We start from the raw sequence: 12,153 nt of genomic DNA on the forward strand, positions 1-12,153 counted from the left end.
AAGGACCGGTGGAACCGGAGGGCCGTGAGCGGGTCCGGGCGCTGCTCGAAGCGGTCAGGGCCGAGGGCCGCACCGCGCTCACCGCCCCGGAGGGCGGGGTCCTCGCGAAGGCGTACGGAATCGCGGTGCCGGACGAGGCCACGGCGCGGGACGCCGACGAGGCCGTGGCGTGCGCGGAGCGGCTCGGCGGGTCCGTCGTGCTGAAGATCGTCTCTCGCGGCATCCCGCACAAGACGGATGCGGGCGGGGTCGTGACCGGGGTGTCGGGCGCGGCGGAGGTACGGTCCGCCTTCCGCCGGATCATCGGGAACGCGGAGTCCTTCGCGCCCGGCGCCCGGATCGACGGGGTCCAGGTGCAGCGGCTCGTGGGGCCCGGTCGGGAGGTCGTCATCGGGGCGGTCACCGATCCGGCGTTCGGGAAGGTCGTGGCGTTCGGTCTCGGCGGTGTGCTGGTGGAGGTCCTCAAGGACGTCACCTTCCGGCTGGCACCGGTCACCGCGGGCGAGGCGCGGTCGATGCTCGACTCGATCGGCGCCGCGGAGATCCTGCGCGGCGTGCGCGGCGCGCCGCCGGTGGACCGGTGGGCGCTGGCGGAGCAGATCCGGCGGGTCTCCCTGCTGGTCACCGACTTCCCGGAGATCGCGGAGATGGACCTCAATCCCGTGATCGCCACGCCGGAGGGTGCCGTCGCCGCGGACGTCCGGGTGCTGTTGTCGCGGGAGAGCGCGAAGGTCCGGCGCCGCCACGGCCGCGAGGAGATCCTGGCGTCGATGCGCAGGCTGATGGAGCCCCGTTCGGTCGCCGTCATCGGTGCCTCCGAAGAGCGGGGGAAGATCGGCAATTCGGTGATGCGCAACCTCGTCGACGGGGGCTTCGCCGGTGAGATCCACCCGGTGAATCCGAAGGGCGGCGACATTCTGGGCCGCAAGGCGTACCGGAGTGTCACGGACATTCCCGGCGAGGTGGATGTGGCGGTCTTCGCGATCCCCGCCGGGCTCGTGGCCCCGGCGCTCGAAGCGGTGGGGCGCAAGGGGATACCGAATGCCGTGCTCATCCCCTCGGGGTTCGCCGAGGCCGGTGAACCGGGTCTGCAGGAGGAGATCGTGGCGATCGGCGAGCGCTTCGGCCTGCGGCTGCTCGGGCCGAACATCTACGGCTACTACTCCCCCTGGCACAGCCTGTGCGCGACGTTCTGCACGCCGTACGACGTCAGGGGCGGGGTGGCACTAACCTCGCAGTCCGGCGGCATCGGGATGGCCGTCCTGGGTTTCGCCCGTTCGACGGGGATGGGGGTCTCGGCGATCGTCGGGCTCGGCAACAAGGCGGACCTCGACGAGGACGACCTGCTGACCTGGTTCGGCGAGGACCCGCGCACCCGGTGCGTCGCGATGCATCTGGAGGATCTCAAGGACGGGCGCGCGTTCGTGGAGGCGGCGCGGGCGACCGTGCCGAAGAAGCCGGTCGTGGTGCTGAAGGCGGGCCGGACCGGCGCGGGCGCGCGGGCCGCGGGTTCGCACACGGGCGCGCTGGCCGGTGACGACGCGGTGTACGACGACATCCTGCGGCAGGCCGGGGTGATCCGGGCGCCGGGGCTGCGCGACATGCTGGAGTACGCGCGGGCCCTGCCCGTCCTGCCGGTGCCGCGGGGCGACAACGTCCTCGTCATCACCGGGGCGGGCGGCTCCGGGGTGCTCCTGTCGGACGCGGTCGTGGACAACGGGCTGTCCCTGATGGAGATCCCGCCGGATCTGGACGCGGCGTTCCGGGCGTTCATCCCACCGTTCGGGGCGGCCGGGAACCCGGTCGACATCACGGGCGGGGAGCCCCCGTCCACGTACGGGGCGACGATCCGGCTGGGGATGGAGGATCCGCGCGTCCACGCGCTGGTGCTGGGCTACTGGCACACCGTCGTCACTCCCCCGATGGTCTTCGCGGAGCTGACGGCCAGGGTGGTGCGGGAGTTCCGGGAGCGCGGGATCGAGAAGCCGGTGGTGGCGTCGCTGGCCGGTGACACGGAGGTCGAGGAGGCCTGCGCGTATCTCTACGAACGGGGGGTCGTCGCCTACCCGTACACCACGGAGACGCCGGTCGCCGTGCTCGGGGCGAAGTACCGGTGGGCGCGCGCGGCGGGTCTGCTGTGAGCGCGGTGTGCCCCGGAGCACACCGGTGTGCCGGGGGCGGTGGCCGGGCGGCCGGCCGCGCTCGCGGGCGAAGGGCGTCGGACAGGGGACGCCGGCCGGGAGTTTCCGACGCGAGGGGGGCCGCTGCGGCATGAGGACCACCGGGATCACCACGCCCGTCCCGTACCGGGAAGTCACGGACCGCAACGGGCGCGTCTACCGGATCGGCCGGAGCGACCGGAGCATCCTGGGCCGGCCGCGCTGGACCATGGTGCTGTTCCCCTGGATCGGGATGATGGGCATCAGTTCCTCGGAGTACGCCTTCACATCCGCCGAGGACACCCTGCACGAGGCACATCTGTGGAGCAGCGGACACATCTTCTGGCTGATGGGGGTCTGGGTGTTCTTCCAGGCCGCCATCGCCTTCCCGGCCGGGCAGTTGCGCGAGAGCGGGCGGCTGCCCGCCCGGTACGCGATGATGCTGGGCGCCCTGGGCACCCTGCTCGGCTATGTCTCGCTCGCGTACGCCCCCGGTGTCCTGTGGGCGTATCTGGGCTTCGGGGCGTGCAGCGGTATCGGAGCCGGTCTGGTCTACGCGACCTGCGTGAACATGGTCGGCAAGTGGTATCCGGAGCGCAAGGGCGGCAAGACCGGCATGGTCAACGGCGGTTTCGCCTACGGCTCGGTGCCGTTCGTCTTCGTCTTCACGTCCGGTCTGGCGCTGAGCAACTACCGGACGGTTCTCGTGACGGCCGGGGTGATCTGCGCTCTGGTCGTCGCCGTCGCCGGCTGGTTCTTCCGGGACCCGCCGAAGTACTGGTGGCCCGGCCATGTCGACCCGCTGACGGTGTCGGACGATCCGCGGATCAGGCGTGCGCTGGAGAGGAACCCGCCGGCCGTGAAGCAGTACACCCCGCGGGAGGCCGCCCGTACGCCGGTGATGTGGATGATGTGGTTCTGCCTGCTCTGCACGGCGGGCATCAACATCTTCGGCATCGCCTTCCAGGTGCCGTTCGGCAAGGACATGGGGTTCACGGGCGGGATCGTGGCCACCGCGATGTCACTGAAGGCCATCGTCAACGGGACCGGGCGCGGTGTGATCGGCTGGATCTCCGACCGCTGCGGGCGTCGCAGCACCCTGGTCATCGTCTGTGTGGTGCTGGGCGCGGCCCAGTTCGGGGTGCTGGCCTCCGGGTCGATGGGCAGCATGCCGTTCTTCCTGTTCTGCTCCATGGTCTCCGGGTTCGGCGGGGGCGCGATCTTCCCGCTCTTCGCGGCGATGACCGCGGACTACTTCGGGGAGAACCACAACGCGTCGAACTACGGCATCGTCTACAGCTCCAAGCTGATCTCGGGGCTCGTGGGCTCCGGGATGGGCGCCGTGGTCGTGGGGGCCTGGGACTACAGGGGCGCGTTCGTCATCGCGGGGTCCGTCGGGGTGGCCTCCGCCTTCCTCGCGCTGTTCCTGAAGCGGCCGGGACTGCCGGATCCGCCGGGTGGGCGGTCCGGCTGAGCGGTTCGCGGCGGGCCGGTCCTCCCCGTGCGTACGGGGAGGACCGGCCCGTGTGCCGGTGTGTGCGCCCGGCCGTCAGTCCCCGCAGCGTCCCTCGCGCAGCGAGTGCAGGTGCTCGCTGGACCTGCGGGCGAAGGCCATCGAGTCGGCCGGGTTGTCGTGCTCGGTCTGCCAGTGGTGGTAGGTGCGGCCCCGGTGGGTCCGATGGGTGACCTCGGACAGGAACGACCGGTAGTCGATGTCTCCGTCGCCGACGTCCGACATGCGGTAGCCGTCGCGCGCGGTGTCGTCGCGGACACCGTCCTTGACGTGGAACAGGGGGTATCGGTCGGGGTGCTTGAGGACGTACGCGAGCGGGTCCAGCGGGGCGGGGGTGCCGTCCGCCCTCCTGGAGAACCGGAACTGGGCGCAGTAGGCCCAGTAGATGTCCATCTCCAGATAGACCAGGTCGGGATCGGTCTCGGCGAGCAGGACGTCGTAGAGGCGTACGTCCGGCTTGTCGGTCGCGAAGGAGAACTCCTCGGCGTGGTTGTGCTGGTAGAACTTCATGCCGCGCTCGCGGGCGGCGGCGCCGTAGGTGTTGAACTCCTCGGCGACGCGCTTCCAGCCGTCCACCGTGGAGCCGTACCGGAAGGGGCCGGAGGGCGTTCCGATGTGCTTGAGTCCGAGTGCCTGGGCGTCGTCCAGGACCTTGGTGAGGTTCTGGGCGAAGGTGTACGCCCCCGGGTTGTTGTCGTCGGAGTGGCCGACGTGGCTGCCGATGGGGTTCAGCCCGTGGTCCCGGGCCAGCCGCCTCAGCTGGGCGAGGGTGAGGGCACCGCCCGTGGCCTGGGTGTATCCGGCGAACTCGATCTCGTCGTACCCGTACCTCTCCAGCTCGGCGAAGACGGGGGCGAAGCCCAGTGACGAGATCTTGTCGCGGAGGCTGTAGAGCTGGATGCCGAGACGGCCGGGGGGCAGGACGGCCCGGCCCCTGCCGTGGCCGCCGTGGCCGTGGTCGTGGCCCTTGCCCGGGCCGTCGGCGGCGGACGGGACCCGGCTGTCGGCCGAGGCGCCGGCGGCGCCGACGATGGTGGCCGCGGTGGCTCCCGCGGCGACGCCCAGGATGTTGCGGCGGCTGAGTCTGCTCGCGAGTTCGACGTCCTTGGGGGTGCGGCTCATGGTCGTGTGACTCCCTTGATGAGACCTGGTGGATGAGTGGGTCCGGCGGACTGTCAGTGCAGTCCGGCGAGCCGGAGAAGCAGGGACTTCACCTCGGTGGCCCGGACCCGGCCGGGGAGGGCGTGGGGGGTGGAGCAGAGGATGAGCGGACCTTCGTCGTCGCTCGTGGGGAGGCGGCCGTGGCTGCCCCGGATGGGTGAGGGGTCGAGCGGGACGACCGCCATGCGGTAGCGCATGCCGAGCTTCTTGCGGGCGAGGGCCGTTGCGGCCTTGACCCGGACGTAGGGGTCCTCGGGGTCCATGAAGAGCTCGACGGGGTCGTAGCCGGGTTTGCGGTGGATCTCGACGAGCTGTGCGAAGTCGGGGGCGCGGGCGTCGTCGAGCCAGTAGTAGTACGTGAACCAGGCGTCCTTCTCCGCGACGGCGACGAGTTCGCCGGAGCGGGGGTGGTCCAGGTGGTGGGCCTTCTTGCCCTCGTCGTCCAGGAGCCGCTCGATGCCGGGCAGGTCCGCGAGGGCTTCCCGGGTCGCTTCGAGGTCCTCGGGGCGGCGCACGTAGATGTGGGCGATCTGGTGGTCGGCCACGGCGAAGGCGCGGGAGGCCATCGGGTCGAGGTACTCCATGCCGTCCTGGGTGTAAACCTCCAGCAGACCCGCCCGGCGCAGGGCCCGGTTGATGTCGACGGGGCGGTCGACGCGGGTGATGCCGTACTCGGAGAGCGCGACGACGGTGCGGCCTTCGGCGCGGGCGTCGGCGAGCAGCGGGGCGACGGCCCGGTCGAGGTCGGCTGCGGCCCGGTGGGAGCGCGGGTCGTCGGGGCCGTAGCGCTGGAGGTCGTAGTCGAGGTGGGGCAGGTAGCACAGGGCCAGATCGGGGGTGCGGGTGGCGAGGACGTGCCGGGTGGCGTCGATGATCCACCGGGAGGAGACGAGGTCGGCCCCGGGCCCCCAGAAGTGGAAGAGGGGGAAGGTGCCGAGCTTGTCGGTGAGCTCGTCGTGGAGGGCCGGGGGCCGGGTGTAGCAGTCGGGTTCCTTGCGGCCGTCGGCGTAGTAGACGGGGCGCGGGGTCACCGTGTAGTCGGTGTCGGCACCCATCGCGTACCACCAGCAGATGTTGGCGACGGTGTAGCCGGGGTGGGCGCGGCGGGCGGCGTCCCAGAGCCGGTCGCCCTCGACGAGTCCGTTGTGCTGGCGCCAGAGCAGGACGTCACCGAGTTCGCGGAAGTACCAGCCGTTGGCGACGATGCCGTGCTCGTCGGGGGTGGTCCCGGTGAGGAAGGTGGACTGGGCGGCGCAGGTGACGGCGGGCAGGACGGTGGACAGCGGCGCCTGGGCACCGGACGCGGCCATGGCCCTGAGATTGGGCATGTGGGCGAGGAGCTGGGGGGTGAGGCCCACGACGTCGATGACGAGGAGCGGGGTGGGGGCGCTGTCCTTCGCGGGGGTGCTCATGGCAGCTCCTTGAGGCCGAGGTCGACCAGGAGGTCGCGGGCGAGGGTGAGTTCGGCGGCGATGCCGTCGGCGAGCTGGGTGCGGTTGCGGGGCCGCAGCTCGGCGGGCAGTGCCTGCCAGGTGTATGTCTCGACCTCCAGGTGCCGGGTCAGGGGCTGTGTGCCGCCGACCAGCCGGGCGAGGGTGTCCCGGAGCACGGGGAGGGTGGAGGTGAGCGGGGGCGCGGGCGGGGCGTGCAGCGGTACGTGGAAGTGGGAGCGCCACGGGGTGCCGTCGGGGAGGGTCCGGCCGGTCAGCGCCTCGTCGAGGTCGTCGGTGCCGTGCAGCCCGGTGGCGGTGAGGGTCCGGGTCTGGTGCAGGAAGCGGGGCTCGGCGAAGGCGGCGAGCGCCGTGCGCACGTCGGGCAGGTGCGGGTGCTCCGCGTGCAGGGCGGCGGAGAGCTGGGACTTGACGACGGGCACTCCGGCCGCGGCCAGGGCGGCCAGCGCGGTGCCGGGGTCCTCGAAGGAGGTGGCGAGGTGGCAGGTGTCGACGCAGATGCCGATGCGGTCGTGGCCCACCTCGGTGAGCGGGGTGATGGCGTCGGCGGTGGTCTCCACGGTGCAGCCCGGTTCCGGCTCCAGCCCGATCCGGACCGACTTGCCGGTCAGTTCGGCGAGGACGTCCAGGCGCTGGGCCAGGGTGGTGAGGGCCTTGCGCGCGGCGGCGGGCGCGGCGGTGTCCCCGTCGTACGGGGTGCGCCAGGCGATCGGCAGGGTGGAGATGGTGCCTTCGGTGACATCGTCGGGGAGCAGGGCCGCGAGCAGGCGCGCGAGGTCGGTGGTGTGGGCGAGCCGCTCGGGGTCGGTCCAGTCCGGTGCGTAGACGCGGTACTTGACCTCCTCGGCGCCGAAGCCCTCGTACGGGAAGCCGTTGAGGGTGACGACTTCGAGGCCGCGGCGGTCCAGTTCGGCGCGCAGCGAGCGCAGTTCGGCGGGGTCGTTGATCAGCGCCCGCGCGGCGTCCCGGGCGAGCCAGAGGCCGATGCCCAGACGGTCGCGGCCCAGGCGTCTGCGCACCGGTTCGCTGTGGTCGCGCAGCTGGGCACGGACGCCTTCGAGCGTTTCGGCGGGATGCACGTTGGTGCAGTAGGAGAGGTGGACGGTGGAGCCGTCGGGGTGGCGGAAGCGCATCGCCTCACTCCCCGCCGCGCAGGATGGAGTTGCCCTCGTGGAGCGGGTCGGGGGCGGGGGTGTCGAGCTGGAGCCGGCCGCTCTGCCCGTAGAAGGCGACGGGGTTGCGCCAGAGGACCTGGTCGACGTCGTCCTCGGTGAATCCGGCCTTCAGCATGGCGTCGGCGACCTTGCGGGTCTTCAGCGGGTCGCTGCGGCCCCAGTCGGCGGCCGAGTTGACGAGGATCTTCTCGGTGCCGTGGTTCCGGAGGATGGTGACCATCCGGTCCTCGTCCATCTTGGTGTCCGGGTAGATGGAGAAGCCCGCCCAGCAGCCGCTGTCGACGGCCGCCGCGACGGTGGTCTCGTTGAGATGGTCGAGCAGCACATGCTCCGGGGAGAGGTGCGATTCGCGGATGACGTCGATGGTGCGGTGCAGACCGGCGAGTTTGTCGCGGTGCGGGGTGTGCACGAGGGCCGGCAGTCCGTGGTCCGCGGCGAGCTGGAGCTGGGCGGCGAGGGCGGTGTCCTCGGCGGGGGTCATGGAGTCGTAGCCGATCTCGCCGACCGCGACGACGGAGTCCTTGACGAGGTAGCGGGGCAGGGCGTCCAGGACGGGGGTGCAGCGGGGGTCGTTCGCCTCCTTGGGGTTGAGGGCGAGTGTGCAGTGGTGGGCGATGCCGTACTGGGCGGCGCGGAAGGGCTCCCAGCCGAGCAGGGCGTCGAAGTAGTCGAAGAAGCTGGCGGGCGAGGTGCGGGGCTGGCCGAGCCAGAAGGAGGGTTCGACGAGCGCGCGCACCCCGGCGTCGTACATCGCCCGGTAGTCGTCGGTGGTCCGGGACGTCATGTGGATGTGGGGGTCGAAGATGCGCATCAGGACTCCTCCGTGGGGGCGGCGGGTGCACAGGGCCCGGGGGCCGCGGTCTGTGCGAGGGCGAGGACGGTGCGCAGATCCGCGGGGACGGGGCGTCCGGCGGCGGTGCGTTCGGCGGCGAAGTCGCCGAGCATGCGGGCGAGTTCGGCGTCGCCGCGGGCGCGGCGGCCGAGTCCGGCGACGGATTCGACGGGGACCTCGGTGAACAGGCATTTCAGAACGGCGTGCCGCCAGCCGTGCGGGTCGAGGTGTTCCGCCGCGTACGGGCCGACGGCCGCGGCGACCAGCCGGGTGTCGTTGGTGCGCAGGGCGTCCTCGACGAGCGGGAGGGCGAGGGCGCCGAGGGTCAGCCGGTGCAGGGTGAGCAGGACGGCCCGCCGTTCCGCCGCGGTGCCCTGCTCGTAGAGCCGGGTCACGGACGGCAGGCCGGCCCGTGCCTCGGTCAGGAGGAGGGAGCGTACGGAGTCGGCGTGTTCGAGTCCGCAGTGCCGGCCCGCGGCGGCGTACCGCAGTTCCCAGGGCGGCGGTGCGGTGTACGGGCCGCTGTCCGGGGTCCGGCCGGTGGCGGCGTCGTGCGCGGCCTCGGCGAGCGCTTCGTGGAGCCAGGCCCTGGCGGCGCCGCCCAGCTCGCCCTCCAGTTCCTCGCGGGACCTCAGCACGGGGTGGCTCCCTTCGCCATGGCCTCGCGGAGGAAGTCGATTGAGGTGCGGGCGAGTTCGGGACCCGCGTGCGAGTGGCGGGGCAGTTCGACGACGGTGAGGCCGCGGTAGTCCGCTTCGGCGAGTGCGGCGAGCACCGGTGGGAAGTCGATCTCGCCGTCGCCGAAGGGGAGATGTTCATGGACGCCGCGTCGCATGTCCTCGATCTGGACATGGCGGAGCCAGGGGGCGGACTCGCGGACGCACTCCACCGGCGAGGCCGCTTCCAGGCACTGGCAGTGGCCGATGTCGAGGGTCAGTCCGAGGGGATCGGGGTCTGCGAGGAGCGTACGGAGGTGATGGAAGTCGGCGAGCGTGGCGAGGAGGTGCCCGGGTTCGGGTTCGACGGCGAGCGGGACGCCCGCGCGCTCCGCGGCTTCGAGGACGGGGGTGAGCGCCTCGGCGAGCCGTTTCCAGGCGGTGTCCTCCCCCGTGTCCGGTGGGGTGATTCCGCTGAAGCAGTGCACGGCGTGCGCGCCGAGGCCGGCGGCCACGTCGACGGCCCGCACGAGCAGCCGGGTGCGGGCCGCGCGGGCGTCGGGGTCCGGGTCGAGGAGGGAGGGGCCGTGCTTGCGGCGGGGATCGAGGACGTAGCGGGCACCGGTCTCGACTGTGACGCGCAGTCCCAGGGCGTCCAGCCTGCGTCGCACCTGACGGGTGCGGGCGGCGAGGTCCGGGGCGAGCGGGTCGAGGTGCATGTGGTCGAGCGTCAGGCCGACTCCCTCGTATCCGAGGTCGGCCAGGAGCGCGAGGGCGTCGTCGAGCCGGAGGTCGGTGAGCCCGTTGGTGCCGTAGCCGAGGTGGAGGGTCATGTGGGGCTCACCTTCCGTGCGAGCTTCCGGGCGACGGGGACGAGGCCCATGACGGCGAGTGCGGCGGCCGGTGCCCCGGCCCGTGCGGCCAGTGCGGCCTGGAGCGGGATCATGGCCCGGATACCGCCGCCGACCGCGCGCTGGGTGAGGGCCGGGGACGGGTTGAGGGCCGCGTGCAGGAGGGGTGGCGCGGCGGTACGGAGGTAGGCGGCGGCGAGGGCGGCGGCGAGCACCCGGTCCGGGGCGGGTACGGAGCCGGGGGCCGGGGAGGTGCGGGGCGGCCCGCCGGGGCGGTCCCCCGGACCGGATCGGCCGGGGGCCGGGGGCGGTCCCCCGGACCGGTGGCGCCCGCCCGCCACGGCGAGGCCGAAGGCCGCGGTGGCGCCGAGCGCGGCGAGCGGCGCCGCGGTGGATCCGCCCTGTGCCTCGTTGCGGGATACGGCGGTGACGGCGTAGGTGTGTGCCCCGAGCAGCGCGGCGGCGGGCGCCGCGGAGCGGGCGGCGGCGAGGGGGCGCGGTGCGGTGGCACCGGGGTGCGGCGGCACCGCGAGGGGACCGGTGTCCCGGGCCCGTCCGGCGACGTGGCCGGCCGCCCCCGCGCTCGCGGTCGCGCCCAGGAGCAGATCGAGCCCGCGTGCCGCGGCCATCGCCGCGGGGCCCGCCTTCGTGTGCTTCAGACGCAGGTCGTACGCCCAGACCGTGGCCGCGAGGCCCGATGCCACCAGGAGCGCGGGGCGCCCCGCGCGGGCCGCGAGGGCCAGCCCGGCGGCCGTCAGCGCACCGGCCGCGCCCAGCGCCGCGGCGGGCGCGATCCGGCCCGAGGGGATCGGGCGGTGCGGGCGGTCCACGGCGTCCTCGTCGCGGTCCGCCCAGTCGTTCAGGGCCATCCCCGCCTCGTACAGGCACAGCGAGGCGCCCACCGCGAGCGCGGTGCCCCGGCCGGGGCGCAGTCCCGCCGCCGCCGTGCCGGCCAGCGCGTCGCCGGGCACCGTGAACAGTGCGGACACCCGCAGGAGTTCCGCCCACGCACGGGCCCGGCCACCGGGTGGCCTCGTACGCCTGTCCGGTGCGGGCGCAGTCCCGCCCGCACCGGACAGGCTGTCTGCGGGCGCGGTGGTCCCACCCGCGCGCACGGCCCCGGCAGCGGTCGCGGCAGCGGCGGACCGCAGTCCGGTCACCGCGGTCAGCAGGGCTGCCGGGGCGCCCGGCAGTCGCCACTTCACCGCTGCCCCCGCAGCCGTCCGGCGAAGGCCAGCAGGGCCGCGTACTGCTCGGCCAGGGCTGCCGGGGCGCCGCCGTCGGGGTCCTTGAAGTAGAAGCCCAGCTCCGGCCGCGGGCCCGTCAGCCCGGCCTCGTGGGCGCGGGCCAGCAGTCTGGCCAGGTCCAGGACCAGCGGTGCGGCCAGGGCGGAGTCGCAGCCCTGCCAGATGGTCTGCAGGATCATCCGGGAGCCGAGGAAGCCGTCGAAGGCGATGTGGTCCCAGGCCGTCTTCCAGTCCCCCATCGCGGGGACGTCGTCGATGTGGACCTCGCCCTCGGGGGCCGTTCCGAAGGTGTCGGCCAGGACGCGTTCCTTGCCCGCGTTCTTGGCGGCCGCCGCGGCCGGGTCGGCCAGCGCCGCCCCGTCCCCGCCGCCGAGCAGGTTCGTGCCGGACCAGGCCCGTACGGGCAGGGCGCGCTGCAGGAACATCGGGGCGAGCACGGAACGGAGCAGCGTCTGCCCGGTCTTGCCGTCGCGGCCCGCGTGGGGCAGCGCGCAGGTGTCGACGGCGCTCCGGAGGGCGGGGCTGTGCAGTCCGGTGGAGGGGGTGAAGTTGACGTAGGGGCAGCCGGCCCGGAGCGCGGCGGCGGCGTAGAGGGTGCTGGCGGGGAGCCCGGGGTCGTCCGCGCCGGGGGCGGGTTCCGTCGAGGAGACGTTGATGACGACCGTGCGGGCCAGTTCGTTGCGGCGGGTGAAGTCGGTGAGGTCGGCGGTGAACGCCGTGATGAGTTCCTCGTCGGTGCGGGTGTCGCCGGGCAGCGGTCCGCCGGTCCTTATCTCCGCGTCGGCCGCGGTGAGTTCGGCGCGGACGGCGGAGGGCAGACCGTGCGGGATGACGTCTCCGGCGGCCAGTGCCTCGGCCCGCTTGGGCAGGGGGCAGTCGATGGTGTCGTGGCCGCCGAAGACGAGGGAGTTCAGGGGTGGCAGTCCGGCGTCCGCGAAGGGTGGTGTCTCGGTGACCATGCCGGTCGCCGGGTGGAGCCCCGCCGCTATGGCGGCGCAGCCGGTGGTGGCGGTGGTGGCGACGGAGCCGCGTGCTCCGATGAACCAGACTCCGGTACGAACGGCATGTGCGGTCACGGGGCTGCCTCCCTGGGGGGATGAAGAGGGGT

Annotated in this window: 10 protein-coding genes; 2 read left to right on the forward strand and 8 right to left on the reverse strand. The window is 73.2% G+C overall.

Annotation, left to right across the window (positions count from 1 at the left end; genetic code table 11):
* Positions 1 to 8 precede the first annotated feature (8 nt).
* Both ABT170_RS15585 and ABT170_RS15590 read left to right on the forward strand, forming a co-directional pair.
* Positions 9 to 2,141 carry an acetate--CoA ligase family protein gene (locus tag ABT170_RS15585; protein ID WP_351867809.1) on the forward strand — a complete coding sequence of 711 codons (2,133 nt, stop codon included), beginning with the start codon at positions 9 to 11 and terminating at the stop codon, positions 2,139 to 2,141.
* A gap of 130 nt (positions 2,142 to 2,271) precedes the next feature.
* Positions 2,272 to 3,633: an OFA family MFS transporter gene (locus ABT170_RS15590; RefSeq protein ID WP_329946663.1), complete on the forward strand. Its 1,362-nt coding sequence runs from the start codon at positions 2,272 to 2,274 to the stop codon at positions 3,631 to 3,633.
* A 75-nt stretch (positions 3,634 to 3,708) separates the two neighbouring features.
* On the opposite strand, the gene ABT170_RS15595 is transcribed toward ABT170_RS15590, so the two are convergent.
* From ABT170_RS15595 to ABT170_RS15630, 8 genes are read right to left on the reverse strand one after another with little or no spacing between them, the layout of a single operon-like run.
* Positions 3,709 to 4,794: a sugar phosphate isomerase/epimerase family protein gene (locus tag ABT170_RS15595; protein WP_329946662.1), complete on the reverse strand. Its 1,086-nt coding sequence runs from the start codon at positions 4,792 to 4,794 to the stop codon at positions 3,709 to 3,711.
* 53 nt (positions 4,795 to 4,847) lie between these two features.
* A complete protein-coding gene (locus ABT170_RS15600; protein WP_351867676.1) occupies positions 4,848 to 6,245 on the reverse strand; it encodes an alkaline phosphatase family protein in 1,398 nt (465 codons plus the stop codon).
* Positions 6,242 to 7,417, reverse strand: a complete 1,176-nt coding sequence (gene eboE / locus ABT170_RS15605) for a metabolite traffic protein EboE (protein WP_329946660.1) — start codon at positions 7,415 to 7,417, stop codon at positions 6,242 to 6,244. Before eboE ends, ABT170_RS15600 begins: the two co-directional genes overlap by 4 nt.
* Positions 7,418 to 7,421: 4 nt before the next feature.
* Positions 7,422 to 8,270 carry a TatD family hydrolase gene (locus tag ABT170_RS15610; protein WP_351867679.1) on the reverse strand — a complete coding sequence of 283 codons (849 nt, stop codon included), beginning with the start codon at positions 8,268 to 8,270 and terminating at the stop codon, positions 7,422 to 7,424.
* Positions 8,270 to 8,929, reverse strand: a complete 660-nt coding sequence (locus tag ABT170_RS15615; RefSeq protein ID WP_351867682.1) for an EboA domain-containing protein — start codon at positions 8,927 to 8,929, stop codon at positions 8,270 to 8,272. Before ABT170_RS15615 ends, ABT170_RS15610 begins: the two co-directional genes overlap by 1 nt.
* On the reverse strand, positions 8,923 to 9,780 hold the full coding sequence (locus ABT170_RS15620; RefSeq protein ID WP_329946657.1) for a sugar phosphate isomerase/epimerase family protein: 858 nt from the start codon (positions 9,778 to 9,780) through the stop codon (positions 8,923 to 8,925). Before ABT170_RS15620 ends, ABT170_RS15615 begins: the two co-directional genes overlap by 7 nt.
* Positions 9,777 to 11,003: an SCO3242 family prenyltransferase gene (locus ABT170_RS15625; RefSeq protein ID WP_502970522.1), complete on the reverse strand. Its 1,227-nt coding sequence runs from the start codon at positions 11,001 to 11,003 to the stop codon at positions 9,777 to 9,779. Before ABT170_RS15625 ends, ABT170_RS15620 begins: the two co-directional genes overlap by 4 nt.
* Entirely contained in the window at positions 11,000 to 12,121 is a 1,122-nt protein-coding gene (locus tag ABT170_RS15630) for an inositol-3-phosphate synthase (protein WP_351867686.1), read from the reverse strand. The genes ABT170_RS15625 and ABT170_RS15630 overlap by 4 nt, the downstream gene beginning before the upstream one ends.
* Positions 12,122 to 12,153 lie beyond the last annotated feature (32 nt).

The organism is Streptomyces sp. NPDC001787 (genome assembly GCF_040297465.1).
GTDB lineage: Bacteria > Actinomycetota > Actinomycetes > Streptomycetales > Streptomycetaceae > Streptomyces.